The 25,502-nt window shown below is 40.5% G+C and carries 15 protein-coding genes; 6 read left to right on the top strand and 9 right to left on the bottom strand.

Annotated elements, in window-relative coordinates; all coding sequences use genetic code 11:
• Positions 1 to 1,869 (bottom strand): ABC transporter permease (locus tag ACO1O5_RS18475; RefSeq protein ID WP_486272866.1); only part of this gene is annotated, 1,869 nt, incomplete at its 3' end.
• A 303-nt stretch (positions 1,870 to 2,172) separates the two neighbouring features.
• Between ACO1O5_RS18475 and ACO1O5_RS18470 the strand changes: the two genes are divergently transcribed.
• Both ACO1O5_RS18470 and ACO1O5_RS18465 read left to right on the top strand, forming a co-directional pair.
• Positions 2,173 to 3,000: an adenylate/guanylate cyclase domain-containing protein gene (locus tag ACO1O5_RS18470; RefSeq protein WP_486272864.1), complete on the top strand. Its 828-nt coding sequence runs from the start codon at positions 2,173 to 2,175 to the stop codon at positions 2,998 to 3,000.
• Positions 3,001 to 3,390: 390 nt separating this feature from the next.
• On the top strand, positions 3,391 to 3,957 hold the full coding sequence (locus ACO1O5_RS18465) for a dihydrofolate reductase family protein (protein ID WP_486272862.1): 567 nt from the start codon (positions 3,391 to 3,393) through the stop codon (positions 3,955 to 3,957).
• Positions 3,958 to 4,538: 581 nt separating this feature from the next.
• On the opposite strand, the gene ACO1O5_RS18460 is transcribed toward ACO1O5_RS18465, so the two are convergent.
• From ACO1O5_RS18460 to ACO1O5_RS18450, 3 genes are all read right to left on the bottom strand, one after another.
• Positions 4,539 to 6,575 (bottom strand): SusD/RagB family nutrient-binding outer membrane lipoprotein, encoded by a 2,037-nt coding sequence (locus tag ACO1O5_RS18460; protein ID WP_486272860.1) that lies wholly within the window; start codon positions 6,573 to 6,575, stop codon positions 4,539 to 4,541.
• 21 nt (positions 6,576 to 6,596) lie between these two features.
• Positions 6,597 to 9,761 (bottom strand): SusC/RagA family TonB-linked outer membrane protein, encoded by a 3,165-nt coding sequence (locus tag ACO1O5_RS18455; protein ID WP_486272858.1) that lies wholly within the window; start codon positions 9,759 to 9,761, stop codon positions 6,597 to 6,599.
• Positions 9,762 to 9,938: 177 nt separating this feature from the next.
• The gene (locus ACO1O5_RS18450) at positions 9,939 to 10,679 is read right to left on the bottom strand and encodes a DeoR/GlpR family DNA-binding transcription regulator (protein ID WP_486272856.1); all 741 of its coding nucleotides are present in this window, start codon (positions 10,677 to 10,679) and stop codon (positions 9,939 to 9,941) included.
• A 554-nt stretch (positions 10,680 to 11,233) separates the two neighbouring features.
• Here ACO1O5_RS18450 and ACO1O5_RS18445 point away from each other — a divergent pair.
• Positions 11,234 to 12,220, top strand: coding sequence for an acyl-ACP desaturase (locus ACO1O5_RS18445; protein ID WP_486272855.1), 987 nt, complete (start codon positions 11,234 to 11,236; stop codon positions 12,218 to 12,220).
• 520 nt (positions 12,221 to 12,740) lie between these two features.
• Here the strand turns inward: ACO1O5_RS18445 and ACO1O5_RS18440 are convergent.
• Entirely contained in the window at positions 12,741 to 14,105 is a 1,365-nt protein-coding gene (locus tag ACO1O5_RS18440) for a TrpB-like pyridoxal phosphate-dependent enzyme (RefSeq protein WP_486272854.1), read from the bottom strand.
• Between the two features lie 815 nt (positions 14,106 to 14,920).
• Here ACO1O5_RS18440 and ACO1O5_RS18435 point away from each other — a divergent pair.
• The 3 genes from ACO1O5_RS18435 (at position 14,921) to ACO1O5_RS18425 (ending at position 17,193) form a co-directional block, all read left to right on the top strand.
• Entirely contained in the window at positions 14,921 to 15,652 is a 732-nt protein-coding gene (locus tag ACO1O5_RS18435; protein WP_486272852.1) for a TPM domain-containing protein, read from the top strand.
• Positions 15,653 to 15,749: 97 nt separating this feature from the next.
• Positions 15,750 to 16,241: a hypothetical protein gene (locus ACO1O5_RS18430; protein ID WP_486272850.1), complete on the top strand. Its 492-nt coding sequence runs from the start codon at positions 15,750 to 15,752 to the stop codon at positions 16,239 to 16,241.
• A gap of 199 nt (positions 16,242 to 16,440) precedes the next feature.
• Complete coding sequence (locus ACO1O5_RS18425; RefSeq protein WP_486272848.1) at positions 16,441 to 17,193, top strand: hypothetical protein; 753 nt, start codon at positions 16,441 to 16,443, stop codon at positions 17,191 to 17,193.
• A gap of 204 nt (positions 17,194 to 17,397) precedes the next feature.
• Here the strand turns inward: ACO1O5_RS18425 and ACO1O5_RS18420 are convergent, their stop codons facing one another.
• The 4 genes from ACO1O5_RS18420 to ACO1O5_RS18405 all read right to left on the bottom strand — a co-directional run.
• Positions 17,398 to 19,965: a bifunctional YncE family protein/alkaline phosphatase family protein gene (locus tag ACO1O5_RS18420; RefSeq protein WP_486272846.1), complete on the bottom strand. Its 2,568-nt coding sequence runs from the start codon at positions 19,963 to 19,965 to the stop codon at positions 17,398 to 17,400.
• 942 nt (positions 19,966 to 20,907) lie between these two features.
• Positions 20,908 to 23,334: a glycoside hydrolase family 95 protein gene (locus tag ACO1O5_RS18415; protein WP_486272844.1), complete on the bottom strand. Its 2,427-nt coding sequence runs from the start codon at positions 23,332 to 23,334 to the stop codon at positions 20,908 to 20,910.
• 53 nt (positions 23,335 to 23,387) lie between these two features.
• The gene (locus ACO1O5_RS18410; RefSeq protein ID WP_486272842.1) at positions 23,388 to 24,473 is read right to left on the bottom strand and encodes a Gfo/Idh/MocA family protein; all 1,086 of its coding nucleotides are present in this window, start codon (positions 24,471 to 24,473) and stop codon (positions 23,388 to 23,390) included.
• 94 nt (positions 24,474 to 24,567) lie between these two features.
• Positions 24,568 to 25,502, bottom strand: a 935-nt coding sequence (locus ACO1O5_RS18405) for a hypothetical protein (protein ID WP_486272840.1), incomplete at its 5' end; no start/stop codon positions are given.

Below are 25,502 nucleotides of genomic sequence, written 5' to 3'. Positions count from 1 at the left end.
CAGCATCATCATCATTGGGGCAACTTTTTGTTTCACGGAAGCATAATTAAAATCTGCAACTACGCCCACAACTTTAAGTTCGTGTTGACCGGAAGTAACGATTGTTTTTCCAATTGGATTAGTCCTGCTCCATCCAAGTTGACGAACCGCAGCTTCATTAATGATTACACCGGATGAAGAATCAGTTTGAAAATCTCTTGAAAAATTTCTTCCCTGGATAATCTTAATACCGAGTGTTTTCAGGTAATCATAGTCGATATGAAATATGTTACCATGAATTTCTGTACCGTTACCATTTTCATCTTTTGGATAAATTTCTGTTCCATCCATCATGATTCCCCCGGGAACATATCTTGAAATGCTTGCAGAAACGACACGGCTATCCTGTAACATATTTTGCTCAAATGAATATTGGTTCTTACCCAGCAATCTTGCATCCTGCAGGTACAACACCTGTTCTTTATCATAACCCAGCTTTTTATTTTGCATGTAATGCAGTTGCTGGTAAACGATTATTGTTGCAATTATTAATGCAGTAGAAACAAAAAACTGGAAAACGACGAGACTACTACGTAATGGCTTTCTTTGTGAGCCTTGTGTTGCCGCTGAACCTTTTAAAACTTTAATAGTATTAAAAGATGATAAGAAAAATGCGGGATAAATACCTGCCACCAAACCAGCAAACATGCTTACGCAAAACATAGCCAGTATCGATTTGTAAGAAAGGAAAAAACTGAAGCTGATATTTTTATTCGCCAACTGGTTGAAGTAAGGCAATAATAAAAACAATAATGCAAATGCACAAAGCATGGCAAACAATGTAAGCAAAACAGATTCAGATAAGAACTGTAGCACTAATTGCTTTTTTACAGAACCCAACACTTTTCGAATACCGACTTCTCTTGCTCTTTTAAAAGCACGTGCAGTGGAGAGGTTAGTAAAGTTTACACAGGCAAGCAATAAAATAAAAATAGCCAGTGCGGAAAATATATATACGTATTGAATATCGCCGCCGGGCTCCAGCTCGTATTTCGTATTGGAGTACAGGTGAATTCGCGTAAGCGGTTGCAATGAAAAAACAAAAGTGTTCACTGACTTCTTTGCCTCTGCAAGGCTTACGCCCATATCGTGCTGAACTTCCGGCACAACATGTTCGGCTACGAGTTGCGGAAACTTTGCTTCGAGTTTTTTAGGATCAGCATTCTTATCCAGGAGAAGATAAGTATACGGACCAAGATTGCTCCATGTTTTATTGGTTACATGCCACGATGAAAGACTTAAAAAAGCATCGAAACGAAAATGCGAATCATCAGGTACTTTATCAATAACACCGGTAACCTTGTAAGGGTCTTTTCTTATTCCTACGGCTAACGTTTTACCGATGGGATTTTCATCACCAAAATATTTTTTTGCCAATGCCTTTGTTATCACCACGCTGTTCGGCTCCACCAAAGCATCTGCATTATTTCCCTTAAGCAGGGGAATAGAAAAAAAGTGCAGGAAGTTGGAATCGGCAAAAGCGAGATGATCTTCTTTAAATTGCTTATCATCGTATTGTACAAAATCACTTGCCGGTGAAATCCTGGTCAGCGCCTTCACTTCCGGATAGGCATCCTTCATTCCTTCACCAACTCCCATATCAACGTCAGGATATACCGCAACGTCGCCATTACCGGTAACAGACAAAATTACCCGGTAAATATTTTTTGCATCGGCAGGATAACGGTCATAATTAAGTTCGTTATAAACAAACACTGCGATGAACATAAAACAGGTAAGGCCGATAGCCAGTCCGAAAATATTAATAAAGGAAAATGCCTTATTCTTTCTGAGATTTCTTAAAGCAATTTTCAAATAATTTTTTATCATTGGTTATGGTTTTGAATGATCACTGCTTTGGATGCAAGACATAGCTCTTTTTGTACTGCAAATAATTTCAACCATCATACCAATGCTTTATGATGTTGATACAGAATAAGTAAGCTTATCGTACGGCTACGAAAGTGTTCGAATATGAACAGTTGAGTAGGAGAAAGCGGACAGTTGACGGAAAGATGATTGATTGTGAATTTGCAAAGTGAATCACGCGGTATTTGCAAATGCCGGAAACATTTGATATTTTTTATCACCTTGGGTCGGCTGATATCTTTATTTAATAACTGATTACCGAATATGAAAGAATCAAAAATAAGCGAGGAAGAAATTAAAAGCACCTGGCAAACTTTTCTTACTACCGGCGATATGCCGGATAATGTTCATGCGTCCTGGTTTGAACGCAAATCTATGAGGCCATTCATTAAACGGCTTCCAAAAAGCCCGAGATGCGGTATATGTTATATTCCTTTCAAAGGAATAGGGGGCTATTTGTGGAAGACTTTCTTTGGCGTAGAGGCTTCTAAACTCAATCCACATATGTGTAACCTGTGTGAGCGATTTGCAGCTAAGTACCAGGGCGGTGTAGAAATTGAAACCGCAGTTATGTTTATTGATGTCCGAAACTCCACGCCGATGGCGGAAAAATTATCCCCAGAGGAATTCAGCAAAAAAATCAACCGGTTTTACCGGGCAGTTACTGAGATATTTTACCGGAATTATGGTTGGGTTCAAAAATTGCAGGGAGATGAGGTGGGCGGGTTCTTTATTCCAGGATATGCAGGACCCGGGTTTGCCTCAACTGCCGTAAAAGCAGGCAGGCAAGCGCTAAAAGCACTTGGTTATAATTCCTCTGCGGGGCCATGGATCCAGGCCGGAGCCGGCATTCATACCGGCATCGCATATATAGGAACGGTAACTACAAGTAGTGGCGCTTCGGATATTTCAGTTCTCGGAGATACGGCTAACACGGCCGCACGTCTGACCTCGCAGGCAGCGCCCGGAGAAATAATTATAAGTGATGCAACCCGTAAAGCGGCCGGACTCTCTCCGGATAAACTTGAACACAGAAAGCTTACACTTAAGGGAAAATCCGGGGAATTGGACGCCTGGGCTATTAAGCTTTGAACAAGCCATGCCTTCATCCATATCATTGAGGGAATCAAAATCCTGCTGTGGTAAACTTTGAGAAAACAGGCAATCTTTAAGAACGCGGGAACGCTTCAACGTTACAATAAAATTTAGTTCGAGTACACTTCAACGTTATGTACTGCGTCATTGGCCTGTAATCACACCCGGCATAAGTAAGTAACTATTAATAAAATTGAAATAAAATAAGATGAATTGGGGCCGGGTTGAATCTGCCGCTACTTATTTGGTCACTACTCAAAGTACTTTCCCGGAATTAATATGACCATATAAACTTTTTGTCGCAATCAGCCTCTACTTAGACATTTTTACCCCTTGTGAATATCGATATTTACAAAGAAATTTGATCCGTGAATTAAATGAAAAAAAATGAGAAAATTAAAATTACAAATGCAAATGTCGGCCGACGGATTTGTGGCTGGCCCCGAAGGGCAACTGGATTGGATGTCAATGGAAATGGATCCAAAGCAATTGAAGTTTTTGCAGGAGTTAACAGAAAGTATGGACACCATTCTTTTGGGCAGAAAAATGACAGGTGGATTTACTACCTATTGGGAAAATGTGGTAAACACGCAGCCGGAGAGCCCCGAATATCCTTATGCAAAAATTTTTGTGGATACTCCAAAAATTGTATTTAGCAAAACCATTAAAACTGTAGATGGGAAAAATGCCGTGGTAGAAAATGGCGACCTTGTAGAATCCGTAAACAAATTGAAAACAAAAGAAGGCAAAGACATGATTGTGTATGGCGGGGCCAATTTTGTTTCTGAACTTATTAAAAACAACCTGGTTGATGAATTTAATTTTTTTATGAGCCCAATTGCAATTGGCAAAGGATTACGAATCTTTAATGACAGATTCAAATTGAAGTTAGTGAATTCAACTGCCTTTACGAACGGAGTTGTATTAAATCAATATCAGCAATTAGATAATTGATCCTGAAAGTAACTTCGTCGACTAACTAACGGCAATGGTCAACCTTAAAGATTTGATGTTACAAGATCAATTTAAAATTTTTATTTTGCCGTGGTCCTCTTTAAAAAGCCGGCCATGACTTAATTCATGTAACTGCAATTCTTACCGGCGAGCTCGTTGAAATAATGAATTCCTTCTGCTTCCGGACCCACATGAAGACAATTATCTGCAATGGGCAAGGATTGTCGGATAGCCTTGGGTGTTAGCCATGCTTATTCCTGGTAAAACAACTATCAAATACAAACCAAGGGACAGTACGCCTGTAGGTTAATTACTATAAATCACCTCTCCTATCCGGCCGGGGAAATATTAGATGGCGGAAGCATCTGTAAAAAAGTCATTTTCCTTTTCCCGGTAAAAATCCTAGGTGCCCGTTCCCGAAATTCACCTGCATTTGTAAATAAAAAAACCGCCTCAATTTATGAGACGGCTTCTTTTATATTTTGTTAGAATACGATTAAATTATTTCTATCCCCCGCTTATTGATTATAAGTGTTTGTAACCTGGTTATTATGTACGCGGGAACAGATGCCATATTACTATTATTTGAGATATCCATAATATTGATCATCTGTTGTACAATCCCACCAAACAGGCATACTCCATATATTTGGATCAGTGGCATGGGCATTTAAAGCTGTTGTATGAATAAAATTGTATTGTATTTCATAAGTTGGAGGTAGTGCAAAGCGTCGTATCCAATACCTTGGATCGGTTGGGCTACCACCCGTTAGCTGGGCTTGACCTGTAAACAAAGGTCCTCTGTCATACCCCGGATACACAACACCAAAGCTTCCGATGTCCCCTGCGCTAAAGTCAAACCGGCGCATATCGTTCCAGTTTTCGATATTGAAACCCATAGCAATATACTTTTGCAGCATAATGTCTGACATTGTCAGAGAACCGGCATCCTGGGCAACTGCATTACTTGCCATATAAGTATCAATAGCTGTCTGGTCCATGGGGCCCATGTCGGGATTAGAAATACCGGAAGAAGTTTTGTCATAGCTGCCTTTCCATTGGTTAAGCTTGGATTGCATATAATCTAAGTCAGCCTGGATACCTGCCTTGTATGCAGCATAGGCATTGGCCGCATCGCCCTTTCTCATATACACTTCAGCTTTAATAAAGCACATTTCATAATACATCAGAATTTCCATGTCAGAAACAGGACGAATTTGGAAGGAGCCGGTGGAAGCGACAACGCCGGCATTATAATCGGCTAAGTTTGGATACCAGGTTACGTCATTTGAAGGCTGGTCGACACCTGTTGTGGCAAGTGAATTGCTGCGCAAATTTACATAAACAGTATCTCCTGACCGTCGGTAATCCGTACTCGGTATGTAAATAGATCCCGCCTTATAAGTTACTGTTACATTATTTCCGCTGGTCGTATAAGGCCGCCCTGCCGCATCCTGTGCAGCAATAAAATTGGCGAGGTCGGTTCCATCGGGAATAGCATATGTTACTTTAGTATTCGATGCAGCATAACTGACTGTTGCGATAGAAGTAGCCCCACCTTTTACTAAACGGTTGGGGAAGCCTAACGGAGACGGGTGTTGATCTGTTGTGTTGTAAGAATTAACGCCTATGGAACGTAACCATTTATACGTTGATACCTTACCAGTACCGGCGTCAAGTGTAACACTATCCATAGAAGCAGGTACAATTTTTGGCATTCTCGGATCAACCGCTCCAGCCCCTCGGATATTGGTGAGGAGATTGTAATAGTATGCGGCAATGCGTTGGTTGCTGCCATAACCGGCAAAATCATAAGTCCCATTACCTGAAACAGGATCTCCCTCTAAAAAATCGGTTGTTGCGCTATTATTAAAATTTAGTTCTACAACATTATCTGCATTAGATTGTGGCCCTTTGGACAAACAGTATAATATAGAATCCGGATTAAACAAGTCAGCTTTTTTTGACAGTTTGAGCATAAACCGGGCTTTTAATCCCCAGCATAGCTTTAACCACTTATCTACATCACCGTTATTCCATATATCTCCGGCAGATAAGGCCGGAGCCCCTGCCTCCTGTGTTTTACTAAATAGAGCAATAGCCTCATTGAGGTGATCCATGCACCCGTTAAAAATAGTTTTACCGTCATCGGGAACGGGACTTGGAATTCCTGTTCCTGCCTGCGTGTATGGCATTTCACCATACACATCAAGCATTTCCATATACCCCAGGGCATGCATTACATCAGCCGCAGCCATATAATGGTAGGCGCCCTGTTTTTGAGCGGTATTATACAAGTCAGTTATATTGGAAGATACTCCCACAAAAAATGCCTGGTAGGGTGTGGTTGAATTGCCACTAGAGCATTGCCACGTGGTGCTAAGGGTATTTTGATTAGTTGCAATAGCATAAATAACTCCCGAAATGCATGAAGTACGCATATTGGTAACTCCTGCTGGTTCCTTCCACTCATTTTGGATCCAGGGTAACTTATTTTGAACCGGTACGCTTTGATTATTTGGATTATCCGGGTCGGTATTTACATCCAACCACTTTTTACAGGAAGCTAATACAAATACGAGTATAAAACCCAGCGTGATGTATTTTGAACTTTTCATAATTTGTTTTTGTTTCATTAGTTAAAACTTAAGATTGATGCCGAATGTGAAACTTGCTACTGCGGGTACACCCAGGTAATCAATACCTGTAGAGCCAGAACCGCCTGTTCCTCCTGCTACACTTACTTCAGGATCCATTCCTTTATAGTTTGTCCATGTAAATAAATTCGTGCCTACGGCTGTGGCTGACAATCCCTTAATAATTCCTTCTTTTTTGAACATACTGGTGAAATCGTAAGTTAATGACAGCGAACGCAGTTTCAGCCAGTTAACAGAAGTAATAAAATTCGAAGAATTAGCAGCATAGTTTTGCCAGTATTGGTAGATCATGGAAGAGCCGGCATAGGTTGTTGTACCAATTTTATAACTTTCACCTGCCTTGTACGTTATAGATGTATCGGTTCCTGTAACGCTGCTTACACCGCTCAAGGTTACCGATTGGCGATCATTCAGGGTAGTCTTTTTACTTAAACCATTAACTATCATAAAATATTCTGTACCATTAAATACATCTCCTCCTATGCGAATGTCAAGAAGAAATGACAATGATAAATTTTTGTAGCGTAAGGTATTATTAAAGCCGCCTATATAACGTGGTTCACGATTACCTACAATTGGTAAATTAGGGTTAAGCTTATAAAGACCAGTTTTAGGATCTATCTGGTAACGGCCGTTTGAAATTTCCTTACCATTATTATCTGATTCACGAAGGTAAGGTGAACCAATTATGCCCAGAAAGGGTCCACCGTTTGGAATAGATGCTGCCTTTATTGTTCCAAACTGTACGTCAGTTGGGTAAAAATACTGCACACCTGGAATGAAAGCTCCTAAGGTGCCCCTATTGTAAGAGAAATTGATGGTGGCATCCCAGCTGAAATTCGTTTTAGATACTATTTTGCCCGTAAGCGCTATCTCCATGCCCTTATTAATCACGGTTCCGGCATTAAGGGTGCTAAAAATAAATCCTCCGGACTGGGCTAGGCGTGGCGAGCCAATTTGATTCGCTGTTTGACTATGATAGTAAGTATAATCGAGTCCGATTCGATTATTCAAAAATCTAAACTGGCCCCCAACTTCCCAGGAAGTTTGAATTTCAGGTATTAAAGTAGCGTTACCTGCTTGCCATTGATTACCAATGCCAACGTAACTTCCATTACCGGCGAGTATAGTAACCGGTGAATTTTCATAAGTATTGGTTGCATAGGCATTAGCATCTTTACCAACTCTTGCCCAGCTTGCACGAAGTTTACCAAACGAGAGAATATTGTTTGCGGGTAGCAATTGCGAAAAAACAAAAGAGCCGCTAAGCGAAGGATAAAAATAAGACCAGTTTTGTACAGGTAAGGTAGATGACCAGTCGTTCCGTCCCGTTGCTGTAAGATAGACAAGGTCTTTATAAGATACGCCAACTTCTCCAAAAACCCCTACCAGGCGCCTTCTTGTTGTGTTATCGGAAAATTGTTTATTTGCAAGATCGATGCTATTTAGGCTAACTGTACCGGGTGTACTAAAGTTCCATCCCCAAAGGTTTTGAACATTGGTATTAAAATCGTCTGAAGTGGTTCCCAGGGTCAGGTGGGTATCAAAATCTTTAATGGTTTTGTGAAAATTAGTCATCACGGTGGTTGTGATGTAAGTATAGTTAACCTGGTCTTTGCTTAAACGGCCATTCTGGTATTTTGCAATCACGGCAGACCCAGGAGCAATAAGAGTATTATCTTTAGTAAAGTATTGGTCATAACCCATACGGCCTGTGATGTCCCACCAATCGGTAATTTTAAAATTGCCGTTTATTCCGCCCGTAAAGCGGTTAGTTTTCGAGGTTAACTTATCCTGGTTAATGATCCAGAAAGGATTATCAACATCGTCTGCCAAATCCGTAATAGTTGCGGCATATATCCGATGCTGTGTCCCGTCAGGATTTATATAATTTCTTATGTCGTACGTTTGAGGCCAGTGATACAATTCCTGCATGCTTCCTACACCACTTCCATACAACCCTGCAGAAGTCAACGTTCTGTCCGTGTTGGCAACAGAATAGGCAGTAGTTGCATTTAAAGTCAAACGGCCATATTTCTGTTCACCGTTAAAACGAAAAGTTGTTTTATCGTAACCTGTACCGGGAACGATACCCGTTTGCTTGAAATTAGATCCCGATAAATAAAAAGAACCAGTCTTTGTTCCTCCTGATACGTTTACGTTGTTATCATAGATAAGGCCGTTCTGAAAGAAATTACCGATGTTGTTATAAATAGTACTGTCGGACGGAATTTTTGGTCCCCATGAATTATACGAATCAGTGGTCACTACGCCATTACTGGAAACGCTACCCGGGCCAAACTCAGTTTGAACTTCAGGCAACTTATCTGCCCAGGATGTACTTATTTTACTGGTAACATTAACCGTTACTCTTCCTTCTGCTCCTTTCTTTGTGGTAATCACAATAACACCGTCTGCGGCTCTCGCCCCATACAATGCGGCTGCTGCAGCACCCTTCAAAACCGTAAGAGTTTCAATGTCTTCCGGGTTAATATCCATGACGCGATTGGAGTAAGTTGTATTACTGCGGGATAAACCGTCAGTGCCTGTATTACCGGTAACCGTAGTTGAGTTATCGTATATAATACCATCAACAACAAATAGCGGCTGATTTTGCCGGGTTTCCGAAGTAGACGTAGCACCACGGATAGTTATAGATGCTCCGGCGCCTGGTGCACCGCTGAACTGTGTAACATTAACACCAGGAACTTTGCCAGCTAAAGAATTGACGATATTGGTGTTTTTATTTTTCATCAATTCCTTCGCATCTAACTGGGTAGTGGCATAACCAAGCGACTTTTCCTGCTTTTTAATACCCAGAGCCGTAACAACCACTTCTTGCAATTCCCCATTTCCCGCCTGAAGAGTGATTGAAATAGTTGAAGAATTTCCTACTTTGATTTCCTGCGAAGAAAAACCTACGGCGCTTATGACCAGGGTATTCCCCGGCGAAGCATTAATGGAAAAATGCCCGTTGGCATCGGTTTGTGTTCCTGTTGTTTGTCCTTTAATAAGGACTGTTGCGGCAGCAAGCGGCGTATCATCCGAAGATAATACTGTACCGGAAATCTTTTTCTGCTGAGCAAAAGTTGTTTGACATAACTGTAAGAAAAGTAATGTCAACATACCTGTTACAATTTTTTTCATAGCAAATTATTAAAGTTGTTTAGGGTTCTATAATGATAATGACACTTGAAAATGTTATTGAGCTGCACGACTTGATTTTTGAAACCCGTCCCGAAAAAAAGCTCTCTTTAAAACAACGGCATTGAGAAAAACAGTCAGCAAATTCAAAAATGATTCATACAATTCTTTTATTCTTTTCTAAAGAACTTTTATTCCCCGTTCTACATAAGGCTGCATCACCACATCATTTGGTGACAATTCTGTAATTAAAATATCTATTTCGTCACAATCACAAATCTGCAAGGGTTGTTGCGAATTAATCTTTTCCGCGATGGTAAGGCAAACGGTTTTTTTAGATGATTCTATCATCGCTTTTTTTATTCGCACCACATCCCAGTCATTATCAGAAACACCATTTTCAAGATTAATCGCATTAACCCCTAGAAAGCACAAGTCCGCCCTTAACTCCTTAATTTTTGAAATTGCTTCCAACCCGACAGTGATCTTTGAATTTTTTGAAATCTTATCCCCTATAACAATCACTTCAATATTTGGGTGACTGCTATATTCAAAAAGAGCTGGAATGCTGCCTGATATAAACGTTGCATGTAAACCAACAGGCAGTGCTCTTGCAAGCTCAATGATAGTGGTACCGCCACCGGTTAAAACGAACATCCCATCCTTTATAAGTGATACAGCTTTTTGAGCAATAATTCTTTTTTGTGTATAGCCGTAAACTTCTTTAGAGGTATTATGACCATGATGAAAAGAAAGTGAGAGGGCACCTCCGTGCGTCTTTATGATCTTGCCTTCGTCCGCCAGTTGTTGAAGATCCCGGCGTATGGTATCATCCGATACACTTATTTGAACGGCCAGATCTGTTGACAACACCTTGTTATGTAAATTAACCTGGTGCAGGATAAACGAGTGCCGTTCCATTTTAAGCATTAGTTAAGCTCTTGTTAAATCAAAACTAAGGCAAAAACGCAAAAACCGCAAAATTAATTTAGCACAAACCTTAGTAAAGATGCATAAAGCCGCAAATAGAAGCAAAGAAATTATCTTGTCCTATCAGTCTTCTCTTCGCCTTCTCATTACATAAGAGGTCTCAAATATTTCCCTTACATAACCCATCCCCGGCCCAGTATCGGCGCCAGCGTTACTTGTTATAATTCGATGAAGAGAGTGGACATATTTGTCCGACAGAATTTGTTGAGAGTGAAAACAATTTATTCAATAAATGTTGAACAAAAGTGCATGAGAATATGAGGTACAAAAAAGTTGGAGTCACTTGTGTTGTTGGCATCCCCGACAACGCATTTTTTGGAAACAATCATCTTCAAAAAAAATTTCTAAAGACCTGACCAAAACCTGTGAATTATGTAAACTTTTTAAAAAATCATGTAACAACCTGGTAAATAATGTATTCTAATTTTGGCTGCCTCTTGTTTTTTTTTAAATCCTGCCAGCCGACACTGTCAGAACTATTTGTTATGTACGAAGTAAAATTAGAATCATCCCGCATCGAAGTGATGCATTACCTGGCGCAAAAAATTGAGAGCATCATTGATGAATTTCTCAAGAAGATTGACAGTGCCTGGCAGCCCGCCGATTTTTTGCCTGTTAGCACCAATGAAAATTTTTATAAAGAAATAAAAGACCTGCAGGGGGCATGTAAAGAACTGCCTTATGATTATATGGCAGTTCTTGTTGGCGATACAATTACCGAAGAAGCTTTGCCTACTTATGAAAGCTGGCTGATGGATGTAGATGGCATAACAAAAACAGAACCGCAGGGCTGGAGTAAATGGATAAGAATGTGGACTGCGGAAGAGAACAGGCATGGCGACCTGTTGAATAAATTTTTGTATCTCTCCGGTCGTGTCAATATGCGGCAGATGGAAATAAGCACACAGCATTTAATTGCTGATGGTATGGATATACAAACTGCAAGGGACCCTTACAAAAGTTTTGTATATACTTCTTTCCAGGAACTGGCCACTAATATCTCTCACCGGCGCACAGCAACGCTGGCTAAGAAACATGGCAGCCACCAGCTCTCACAGATCTGTGGCGTTATTGCTTCCGATGAGGCCCGCCATGCCAGGGCTTATAAAAGTTTTGTAAAAAAAATATTTGAGATAGACGCCAGCGAAATGATGTTGGCTTTTGAAAACATGATGCGCAAACGCATTGTAATGCCTGCCCATTTCCTGCGCCAGGCCGGCGAAACCATTGGTAAAACTTTTGCTCACTTCAGTGATGCAGCCCAACGCCTCGGTATATACACCAGCCTCGATTATGCCCATATTTTAGTATCGCTGATAAAGGAATGGGATATTGCTAACATTTGCAGCCTTACCGCTGCAGCCGAAAATGCCCGTGATTACTTAATGAGCCTGCCCGAAAGGTTCAAAATAATTGCTGAGCGGGGTTTAAAGGCCCCGGTGGAATATCAATTTAGCTGGATAAAATTTTGATAGTGACGGTTGTTAATCTACTATCATCACCTGTTGTTTCATTCGCTTGCACGGCCCGAATAGTAAGATTACATTGGCGCTGGCTTTGTCGAATAGCCTTGTAGGTTAGCATAGCCTTGCCAATTGAAAGAACTGCGCATTAAAAAATGTATCTTCCGACGGATCTTGTTGCCGCCCCCGCAAAACAATTTTTATTGAAGACAATCATTTTGAAAACAAAGGTTTTAGATTGATCAATGGTACTGAGCTGTCAAACAGAATTAATAACGGCTACAATTTATAATATACATTGTAACACATGTCGACCTCATTGGAACCTTGTTGCTACGCCCGAAGCAAATAAATGATCTTGAGCAAGATTATATAAAAACGGAACAAAAGATTTTATTTTTTCTGATTTATTTCAGATAGTACCGATTATTGGATGGTGGCAGGTACGCCAACAACAGCAGCAACAATTTATAAAATAAAAAATGCAACAGTAACTGCTGCACTTTTTGTTATCATCATGCAAAAGGCTTTAAATAGTTGGCGTATTCAACTCTGCCAATGATGCATTAATCGTCTCCTGCGTTACTTCATAGTCAATTAATTTTCCAGCCAGGTATTGCTCATAAGCGCTCAAATCAAAATGGCCATGTCCACATAAGTTGAATAAAATTGTTTTAGAAACACCTTCTTCATCAGCTTGTTTCGCCTGCCTTATTGCTTCTGCAACGGCATGGTTGGCTTCCGGCGCAGGAATAACACCCTCTGTGCCGGCGAACAATAATCCTGCATCAAAACATTCTGTTTGATTAATGGCATCAGCTTCAATGATGCCATCTCTCAACAATTGACTTACAATAGCGCCGGCACCATGATAGCGCAAACCTCCCGCATGAATAGGCGATGGAACAAAATTGTGTCCTAATGTGTACATTGGAATTAAAGGAGTCATTCCAATGGTATCCCCAAAATCGTAGCGGAAAACACCCCTTGTTAATTTTGGACAAGAGGTAGGTTCCACTGCTATGGCCCTTATATTTTTTCCGCCCGTTAATTTATTTTGTAAAAAAGGAAATGCAATCCCTGCAAAGTTTGACCCGCCACCAAAAGGCGCCACCACAATATCCGGGTAATCGCCTGCCTTTTCCATTTGCTTCAATGCTTCCAGGCCAATAATGGTTTGATGCATCAGTACATGATTCAATACACTGCCCAAAGAATATTTGGTATCATCATGCGTGGCCGCTACTTCCACTGCCTCAGAAATGGCAATACCTAAACTCCCTGGAGAGTTGGGATCTCTTTCTAAAATAGTTCGTCCGGCATTGGTTAAATTACTGGGAGAAGCATGTACTGTTGCTCCCCATGTGTTCATCATAATTTTCCGGTAGGGCTTGCCGTCGTAACTCACTCTTACCATAAATACCTCGCACCCTATACCAAACAATTTACAGGCAAAACTCAATGCACTTCCCCATTGCCCGGCACCGGTTTCAGTTGAAATTTTCTTTACGCCCTCCTTCATATTATAATAAGCCTGCGGAACAGCAGTATTGGGTTTATGCGAACCGGCAGGGCTAACTCCTTCGTATTTATAATAAATTTTAGATTTTGTACCCAATACTTTTTCGAGGCTGTAAGCTCTGAACAGGGGAGTCGGCCGCCAGATCTTATACACGTCCCTTACTTCATCAGGAATTTCCACCCATCTTTCAGCACTCACTTCCTGCTTAATTAATTCCATTGGAAAAAGCGGGGCCAAATCATCCGGCCCCACAGGTTGTTGTGTTCCGGGATGCAGTGGTGGCAAAGGCTTGTTAGGCATGTCTGCCATAATATTGTACCAATGCGTCGGAATCTCCGACTCCTGTAAAGTAATTTTTCTTTGTCGTGACATGTAATAAAATTTTAGGTAATTAAGATACTAAAAAAAGAAAGAATTTAAACTACATGAATTCCTTCACTTCTTAAAATATACTTCCGGCAGACTTAGGTTAACTGCTGTCCGCCAGTGAATGGAAGTATCGGGCGTTGAGCTCCCGTGAAAGTGATCATGAGAAGCTCGTTGTGTAATTGATTGTTAGTCACAAGGCCAACAACTGCCTTAAATACATAAACGTTTCTAAAAAAGAAGAAGCTGAAAGAATGAAGCAGAATTGGGATAAAAGAGAAACAAAATTATTTGCAGTTTAATTTATTACTTATCCTATTATCATAGGATAACGGTCATACCTAATCGAAAAAGCTGCCTTTCCTGAAGTAATATGTTGCTCGTCCTATCCTTAAAAATTTTCCCTTATTCCAATGCTCATCGTAATATTTACGTATTCTTCCTGTGGAGTTACATTCGAAAAGTTTTTTACTCTTGTAACATAAAAACTATTATGATGCAAAATCTCCGCCACCACAATCTATAACTATCGGAATATTGCATTGTGAGCAAAACTTTTTGGTGCAAAAGATATGTATATTTAGACAATTTTAGTCCGGCAAAATTGATAGGTCAAAATATAAATATGGAAACGAAATTGACTATGCCGAAAGTTTGTAAAAGACAAATCATAATGACAAAAATTGAACCGACAATAGCTGTGAATGACGCTAAAGCCAGGACCCGGATGAATATCATTTGAAAGTAACTGAATATCACGAATATGAAGGAAAGTAAAGAAAGAGTTGCCCGTCATCCAACACCAATTCAACATAACAATTATGCCTAAACGCTATTTAAAATTCATTTTCCTGGTGATATTGCCGGTGCTGCTGTGTGCCTGCAAAACGCACCATTTTGTGGTGGACGATGCCGGTATCCTGGATTCAAAAACACGTGCCGGCCTGGAAAATTTGCTTTCCTCGTATCACAAAAAAACAACCTGTTCCATATATTTATACAGCATAAAGAAGTTACCCGAAGGTGAAGATGCAGGTTCTTACACAAAAAATATCGCAAAAGATCTGGGGTTGGAGAAGACCCAACTCGATAATGACGCAATAATTTTCATTGCGCTGCAGGACAGGCAAATAATCTTCCAGCCAGGATACGGCCTGCAGTTTATCATCGATGCCGGCTTATCCGAATTGGTTGTTCGTGACCTACAGCAATACTTCCGGCAATCGCTTTACCAACAGGGAATTACTGAAGTGGTGAACCAGGTTATTAATCTCACCGAAAAATTATCATGGCAAGTGAAATCCTATAACGAGGAAACCATAAAGGGACAAGATATCATTGAACTGAAGGATTTTGATATTAAAAGCAGGAATGAAAACTTTCTTATAGTGGGATTGAAAAACGCTCCTGATCTAAAATTGTACATAACGAAATATATGACCGCACTTACCGGCGATGTTTCTTCCGATGATGATCACAACATGGTCATCTACTACCGGCCAGTCGCCGGGAAACCTGGTGAAGGATATTTAATAAATGTTGCAAAGAAATAATTTCGATTAACCTTTCCTGTTGCCTTTAATAAAATTGCTTCGCAAAAGATGGTAGTGTATATTAGAGGAAATACTCAAGCTGGCCAAAATTTTTACAATGCGAATTTTATTATTTATAACAGTCTTTTTTTTATCATATACCGAATTTGGATTTAGAGGTTCCAATTGTGATGAATTTTTGATCAAAAATGATACAACCAAAGCAATTGAGCTTTCTATTCAAAAATCATTTTACCGGCGTACAATGCCCGAGGTTGAATTTCTCATAAGAAATTATAAAGCTGGTGACTCTATACTATTTACTTCTGAAAAAAAATTTCTTAGATATCTTCCAAGCAAAGTTGATTCCTTAAAATTTAAAATAATCGAAAAAAAGAATATCTGCTCATTGTTAGCGTCAGACACAACATGGAAAAATCGACACTATCTGATTCTTCAGTATTTTGAAAGAAGAAATAATACATTCGAAATAGTACTTGTCAACAAAAACTGTAACCAATATACCAGTGGCGGAGGTTTGGGTATTTCAATTATTAAAGACTCTGATTCATTAAAAGTTACACACGTTAGGGCTTTCAATATTAACTAACCCAAAACTTAAGCTAACTAAGGAAGACCGATGCACAACTACCAATTAAAAAAACAGGTAAGGCGCAAAATCCATCCGAATCGTTTCAACATTTAGATAAGAAATAATTTCGATTAACCTTTCCTGTTGCCTTCAAAAAAATTGCTTCGCAAAAGATGGTAGTGTATATTAGCGGAAATACACATGCTAGAGGATTTATATGAAACAGTCTTTAGATTTTGAAAAGGTAGTTTTCTTACTGAGAAATATTTGTAATGACTCAAATCTTAGCAGAACGTGGCTTAAAGATTTGGTTGACAATTCAACATTTTCTTTTGAAGAAGAAACTGTATACCTTATGGCAAGAGGTTTTCCGGGCTATAATGTAACAATCTTTGTGGCACCGGAAGTTTTTCAGAAATATTTTAAAGAACTCAAAACTGCAAATGATATTTTAATTAAGGATATTCACAATCTTACAAATTCTAGCATTCACGACTTAAAAATATTACCCGATTATAGCAAGTTAGAAGTCTATAATTCTGAAATACGTCCAATTGTAACAGAATGGGAAGAATTGAATAAAGCTCAGAACCAATTAATAGAGCAGCTTAAAAAAAGCCATAATACTTTAGACATAAAAAACATTGGTAACTCTGCAAGACACATCCTTCAACAAACAGCTAACATTGTTTTTAATATTGAAAAACATACACCGTTAGACAAAAAAATTGATGTCTCACCAGACAAATATAAAAATCAATTGCATTCGTACATAAAAGCTGAATTAGCAGGGGATTCATCGTTAGAGCTTCGAAAATTTGCGGAAGCTGCGATTGATATGGCTGAAAATTCTATAGACCTAGCAAATGCTGTAACTCATAGGACTGAGACAGAAAAAACAGTCGCAGAAGTTTGCGTTATGGGAACAATAACAGTAATAAGTGTTATAAACTTCATAGAAAAAAAGTAAACTGTCACAGACCAGTGGTGACCGATGCACAACTACAACTTAAAAATAGTGACCGAAAAATCCATAAGAACAGTTTCAACATACAGGTAAAAAATAATTTCGGTTAACCTTTAATATTACCTTCTATAAACAGTAATAGCGTATAATGGTAGCTGTTATGATTAAAAAGAATTTTCTTAAAAGACGATCATTAAAAACCAATCCTCATTTCTCCTCACGCCCTTTAATTGCCGGGTACGCCCTGTCATATCCTTTCACTGCATGCCAGATAATACGGTTAAAAACATCATCGTCTATCCGGTCTGCATCATCAAGGTCCTGCTCCAGCGATTTTTTGGCCCAATACAATTGAGCGCCTAATAAATTATTTAATGAAGGGTTGAGGCGATCCAGCGGAATATTATTCTTTACAAAATTATAAGGAGTAAAATCCGGTTTGCTGGTAAAACAATCCAGCATGGGTTCCGCCGTAAGATCAAGTTGATTCATTGGCGGAAGGCCAAGGATATTCTCAATCGTCCGCACCATATTTATTTGCGAGTAGTAAGTGGAAAGAACTTCCTTCCGCTTTGTATAAGGACTGATAACGTAGCCAACGGTCCGGTGGCCATCCACATGATCAAGGCCCGCCTGCGGATCATCTTCTGTAACAAAAATGCAGGTCTCTTTCCAGAACTTGCTATGCGAAATCGCATCTACAATTTTGCCAAGGGCAAGGTCATTATCAGCCACGGCCGCCTGCGGTGTAGGCCAGCCCGGCCTCGTTCCGGAAGTATGGTCGTTGGGTAATTCCATAATAATGAAATTCGGGAGATCATAGTTTTTTTCATACCCCTTAAATTCTTTAAGAAAGGCAGCCACCCTCGAAGCATCTGGAACCGTTGTAGTAAAGCCTGCATAGTCCGGGCATATATATGGATCGAGTTGTTCAAGATTTGCTTTGGCGCGGATACTGATTTTATTGCTGCCGCTTTGCAGGTCATTGTAAATGTCAGAAAATTTTGAGCCCTTAGGTTCGACGATGGTCTTTACAAATTCACCATAATCGCGAAAGGTCAATCCATGCGCCAACACATTATCCCAGATAAAACCGGAGCTGGCGTAAGCCAAAGCATCATCTCCGTCATAAGGATAGCTCCGGGTAAAATCACCAAAAGATTTTTCGAGATAATCTGTCACATACGCTTCATCCGTCCATTGATGCCCATCGGCGCTTAAAACGCCACTGCAATTAAAATTGTCCATCAATACAAAAGAACTTGCGAGGCTATGGTGATTGGGTGAAATATACTTTCCGAATTCAACCAAAGAAGTATCGCCGTTAGCCTGCGGCATATCACCCAATACCTGGTCGTAAGTGCGGTTTTCTTTTATGATGTAAACAACATGTTTAAACACCGAAGTTTGATTGGGACTAACGGGAACGGGTACCTTTTCCCTGGCTCCGTTAGTACGAAGTTTCCTCTTGGCTAACATCTGTACATACGAATTATTCTGATGTACAATTTGCGTCATGTAAGCCAGCGCTTGCTTACCCGGCACGGGGATGATAGAGATCGTTCCTTCGTGATCATGTGAATTGAAACCATTGCGGTTTGTCTTTTGGTTCCTCGATCCGATTCCTTTTACGTTGGCAACATACAATATACTTCCTGTGCTATCCATCAATACAGATCCCGGGTACCAGGCCGTTGGTATCATTCCCAGGATGTGTGCCGGGCTGCCCGTTTGTATAACACACAATGCATTTTCAGTTCCGTTGGCTGCAAAAAGATATTTGCTATCGGGGGAAATAGTTAAAGCGTTGGGAGCACTGCCGAAAGGAATGTCTTTTTGAAAATGCACGGATATCGTATCAATAACCTCGTCAGTCTTTGTATCGATTACCGAGATGATATCACTATTCGCACAGGCAACATACAATTTATCATGCGACGGACTCAGCACCATTCCGGCCGGATGCAAACCCACTTCAATGGACTTTTCTTCTACGTTCCTGTCAAGGTCAATAACGGAAATGGTACCATCGTTTGCAATTCCTGTTTTTGCGTCTACCAATACCTGTGAGCCGGATGTATTATAAGTGGATTCCCCTTCATGAGGACGGCGGCCGCCCCAGTTGCTTACATAGGCTTTATGTGAAGAGGTAAGTATTATACCGTAAGGAGCAATGCCTACAGGTATTTGAATAATTTCTTTCGGATCGTTTGCGTTTACAACTGCCAGCGAATTGTTTCTTGATAGCGTTACATAAATTTTGTTTGTTGTTTCGTCAAGCGAAATGCCGCCGGGCACAGGATCCCCACCAATTGCAGGTTTGGGTAATATGACAGAATCGCTCCAATGCATCATGCTGTTGTTGTCAACTGTGGCAATATCTATTCGGTTGGTTGCATTTGTTACGAATACGCGGTGACCGTTAGTTGAAAGGCAAATGCCCGTAAAGGAAGCTCCGCTATGTTTATAGGGTAACGATTGCAGGATGGTTCTGTCGTTTACTCTTACCAGGTCAAGCGAAGACATATTTTTCACAAACAATAATTTGCCATCCGGCGAAAGCGCCATATCAACGGGCCTTCCATGTATAGTAACCTGGAAACCTGCGGGACGTATGAGTTGATTAGAAGGAACGAGGATACTGCCATCCGGTTGAGGCCCTACCTGCTTATTTCCAAATGTATTTTTTTTCTGAGCCAGTGAAACCGATGATATAACGGAGAGAGAAATTAAGACAATGATACAACGGGCAGTGGTAAATTTGAGATAATTCATTTTGGTTCATTTTTTTATTAACGTGAGTTCAGGATAAGAATATGTACCAAGCCTATGGCTTTCAATTCATATATCTTATTACCCAACGGACTGAAGTCCATTATTACAATATGAATCAAGGCTAACACCTTTACGTCAAGTAAAGCCGTAGGCCTGGTTTATTTTATAACACCGGATTTTAATCCGGTGAAATAAGAACTGATCATAAAACAAGTGCCATCGGCACGATACATAACAAAGCTTATGTTGAACTCATCTAATTATTGCAGTGCGTCAATTGCCACTTACTTTAGTTAGAGGAATTGTGGTTGTCTTTCCCAGCTTTAGCCAAAAGTTGAAAGACAAATATTGCAAACAATCAATAGATTTTGGCTAAAGCCCCTGATCTTATTTCATTATCCATCCACGGGTTGAAACCCGTGGCAATTAAAACACACTGGCCTTAAATCTTATACTTCACTAGCGGTAAATTATTGAGTTTTTCAACTTAAACAATTCGCTGTCTTGTCCTTCATGCGTCAATTGCCACTAACTTTAGTTAGTGAAATTGTGGTTGTCTTTCCCGGCTTTAGCCAAAAGTTAAAAAGGCCATATTCTATAAAATATCAAAAAGATTTTGGCTAAAGCCCTGAACTTTTTCATTATCTATCCACGGGTTGAAACCCGTGGCAATTAAAACATACTGGCCTTAAATCTTATACTTCACCACTTCATGCGTCAATTGCCACTAACTTTAGTTAGTGGAATTGTGATTGTCTTTCCCGGCTTTAGCCAAAAGTTGAAAGCCACATATTGCAAAACAATTAATAGATTTTGGCTAAAGCCCCTGATCTTATTTCATTATCCATCCTCGGGTTGAACCCCGTGGCGATTAAATACCCATCGCCTCATAAAGCAAAATCTCGCTAACACTGAGCCTCACCATTTCAAGCTTTGGTTACCTTATTCATAATACTCCATAATCGCCCTTTCTCCTTTCTGCAAAGAAATTGTAATAAATCCGTTCGAGGGTTGTAAAAACGTCATATTATTCCTGTAGCGCAACTTGACTTTTGTCACATAGTCCGGAGCTTTTATTTTGAATTTGTTATTTACAGTGGCGGTTATTTCCAAAGAGGTAATAAGATGATCTTTCCATTGCAAATTCAGAACGCCTCCGCCTCTCACACATAAACCGCTGAAACTACCGTCGGCCCATTGGTCCGGAAGAGCAGGCAACAAATCAATATATCCTTCATGGCTTTGCAACAGCATTTCAGCAATACCTGCCGTGCCGCCGAAATTGCCATCGATCTGGAATGGCGGATGGGCATCAAACAAATTTGGATAGGTGCCGCCACCGTCTGTCATGTTGAATCCTTCCTGCTCCGTAGGCCGTAACAGATCTTTTAATAAACTGAAGGCGTGATCGCCGTCTTTTAATCTCGCCCATAAATTAATTTTCCAGGCCAGTGACCAGCCGGTACTGATATCCCCTCTTCTTATCAGCAAAGCCTTGGATGCTTCTGCTAAATCAGGAGTTCCCTGCAAAGTAATTTCATTGCCGGGGTACATTCCCCAAAGCGGCGATACGTGGCGATGCTGCGGCTCTACTTCTTCATACGGTTGCAGCCATTCCATCAGCCTCCCGTTTTTATCAATTTGGTTGGGAGGCAATTGTTTTCTTGCATCAAATAATTGTTGCGTGAAAGCATCATCTTTTCTCAAAACCTTTGAGGCATCAATAACATGCGCAAATAATTCCCTGATAATTTGATTATCTATCGTGGGCCCGGCACATACATGCACTTGTTTTCCATTTGCGAGGCGAAAAGCATTTTCCGGTGAATTGGAAGGTGCTGTTACGAGCCAGCCATTGTTGGGGTCTTTTACCAATGTTCTCAAATAAAATGCCGCGGACCCTTTGATGATGGGGTATATTTTTTTGAGATATACTTCATCATGCGTGAACTCGTAATGCCGCCACAACATTTCGCACAACCAGCCGGAACCTGAATTGGTAGCGCCCCAGGAAGCGCTCTCACCGGGGGCGGTATAGCCCCAAACATTAGTTATTACATGCGCCACCCATCCGTCGGCATCATAATATACCTTCGCCGTTTTCTCACCCGGCTTCACCAACCCTTTCACTAAAGAATAAAATGGTTCATTCAGCATAGGCAGATTGGTTACATTCAGCGGCCAGCTATTCATCTGGATATTTATATCGAGATGATAATCTCCGTTCCATGGTGTTTGAATGGTGTTGGCCCATAGTCCCTGTAAATTAGGTGGCAGCAATCCCGGCCTGGTGCTGCTGATTAATAAGTAACGCCCATAATTAAAATACAATACGGGCAAGCCATTGTCAGTAGGGTTTTTAGTAAATGCTACCAACCTTTCATCGGTGGGCAATGCTGCCTGTTCCGCATTTTTATTGTCCAAAGAAATCGATGCACGATGAAAAAGATTTTGATAAACTTTTATGTGTGCTGCTTTTTCTGCCGGGTATGTTTTGCCAATAGCCGCATTCAGTAAAGCCAATGATTCTTGCTGATAAGGAACCTCACGAAAATCCGTAGACGAAGAAATATAAATGATCACTGAGTTAGCATGCTGAACCTGCAACGTACTGTCACGGCCAATTAATTTTCCACCATCTTGTTTCATTCTCATCCTGGTTAGATAATGCATGCCTCTCCCATCTGTCCCGTTATCTAACTGGCCTTCCATCTGCAACTCATTATTATGCAATGCGGTTTGATATTTTTCAGGCCGGTCAAGTCCTAATGAAAAATTTATTTTTCCGGGTTGGCTGGCAGTAAGGCGAATGATAATAACATCATTAGAAAAGCTGGTAAAATATTCACGGGTATAGGTTACTCCATTGAGTTGATAACTGCACTTTGCGATAGCGGAGTCTAACGATAACTCCCTGATATAATTTGCAGGTTTAAGGGAAGTAGTATCTATGCCATAATCATAATCAATGTGAAGGTTTCCCAATACCTGGTAACTACCATAGGGCACATCGGCGCCGTTGCCGTTGCCTGAGCCGGCTCCTTTGCAGACAAAAGCTTTATTAACCAATGCCTCTGCTTCAGCATTTTTTCCTTCAAACAATAATTTTCTTATTTCAGGCAAATATTTTACAGCGCCTTCTTTGTCTGCATCCTGCGGGCCGCCCGACCAAAGCGTAATGTCATTCAATACAATGTTTTCATGTAACACACCACCATCGGGCATAGCGCCAAGGCGGCCATTGCCCAGAGGAAGACTTTCCTGCCATGTATTAGCAGGATGATCGTACCACAACCGCAGGTTTTGCTGCGCACTAGCGGTAAACAAACAAACAACCGTACATGTAATTAGAAAGAAAAAATGTTTCATTGAAAAAGTTTAGTTTTTTCGTCTAAGCGTACCAGTAATATTAAAGTTATGAATCAGAGTAATGACACCACCTTACCGGTTCGTACTGATTCATCACATGCAAAGGCTATCCGCAGACTATTTACTGCGTCTCCGGCATGGGCGCTAAGGTCTATATCTTCTATAATTGATTTCAGAAAATATCTTTGTTCACGATTACAAAGTTCCTGGTGATCGGGTTCGTCTTCCAGGTTGATCCATGTATCTTCTTTAGCAAACTTCCCATTTTCATCGAGGTCTGCATGATGAAAGCGCAGTGATTCTGTTTTCGTGTGCGATTCAATGGAAGAAGATTTTCCTGATCCACCTGCTTCTTTAGCCACAATCGATACAGAACCTTTTGGGCCGATAACATCTTTCACGAAAAAAGCGGTTTCACTAATCATGGGCCCCCACCCTGCTTCATACCATCCAATGGAACCATCTTCAAAACGTATTTGCAACTGCCCATAATTATAATTACCCGCAGGGATATCTTCGGTAAGCCGTGCTCCAATCGCATATACCTGCGTAGGCCTCGAACGTGTCATCTGGCACATCACATCGATGTAGTGCACCCCACAATCAACAATCGGGCTGAGGCTATTCATCAGGTTGCGATGCAGTGTCCACATGTCCCCGTCACTTTGCTGATTGAGGTTCATCCTCATCACTAACGGTTTTCCCAGTTCGCCGGTTAATTCAACAAACCGTTCCCATGAAGGATGGTGACGCAAAATATAACCTACCACTAATTTCTTATTTGCTTTATTAGCTGCTGCCGCTATACGTTCAGACCCTTCAACAGAGTCTGCCAATGGCTTTTCAATGAATACATGGCATCCATTTTCAAATGCTTTCATAGCGAAAGATTCATGCGTATCGGGGTAAGTAGAAATACAAACCGCATCGGGGCCGGTGGCTTGAATCGCTTCATCTATGTCGTTGAATAATTCATACTTATTGCCCAACCTGGCATTCAATTTATCTTTCGACTTTCCCCTTGCTACAAGTCCGCAAATCTCAAATCCGTCAAGAGTATGATAGGCCATGGCATGAGAAGATCCCATATTTCCACAACCTATAACGAGTATGCGTAAAGGCTTTTTTTGATTTTGCATTTTGTGAATATTAAATTTAGCGGGTGATCAATTTGTTTAAAATAACTATTAAAAATATACAAGACGTGCGAAGGAAATCATTAATATAATCGTCTTACAGCGGACTCTTATTAATCCGGCCTTTAAACCTGCTTATCCCGTCCATCATCACTTCCACCACAATCCTTCCTTTGGGCAGGTGATCCAGTGAATACACAAACGTTCCATTCTTAACACTTATATATTCATGTTTTTCCCACATAGTACCGTCAACGGTAATCAGCACTTCCATATCGCTCAATTTATTTGAGACTACACTTAATTCTGTTGTATCCTTCACCAGTCTTGGATACAACGAAAAGGCATATTGTGCATGAGTGGTATCGGCAACAAAATCCGGAGAAGCCGTAAAACTTAAATTTTCACCATCTCCGCAGTCACTTTCAAAGGCATGCACCAGGTCTCCTTTCATATCAAACATACGCAAATAACCATCTCCGTTTTTTGGCTCAGCCCAAAATTCCAATCCATCACCGGCACTATCGGTCAGGCATAGTTGATAATTCCCTTTTTCAAGATGGATGGTATCCGTGTAGAGCGTACGGGCTTCAAGAGTTGCCGGCCCTTTGCTGAAGAGCGTATCCAAATGGCTATCGATCAAATATACTTTGTTGTCTTTTGGCTTGTTATTGGTAAGAAATTTAAGAATAAAATTTGTTGGATATATATCAGGTGCAGCAAAGGATGTAGTGAGCTCATTATCCCCTATCCATCCATCTTTGCTTCCGTTAGGTTTTGAAAGAGTCACCGTGTAATGGTTCACTCCTTTTTTTGAAGGAATCTCACTGTTCAAAACAATATCCGCTGTTTCATTAAATTTCAAATTTCCCTTCCAGTGATATACCTGTTTTTGAAACCCATCCGTTCCGTAGGTAATGGTTACTGAATGTAAGTTTTCGGATCCCAGGTTGCGGATAATAAACCGCGGAGTAAAACTTGCAGGGTTCAGCCGCGAAAATTGTTGTTCTTCGCTTGGTACTATTATTTCAT

This window comes from Ginsengibacter sp. (genome assembly GCF_057362405.1).
Note: the sequence above shows the minus strand (reverse complement) of the source record. Positions and strands in the feature narration are given on the sequence as shown.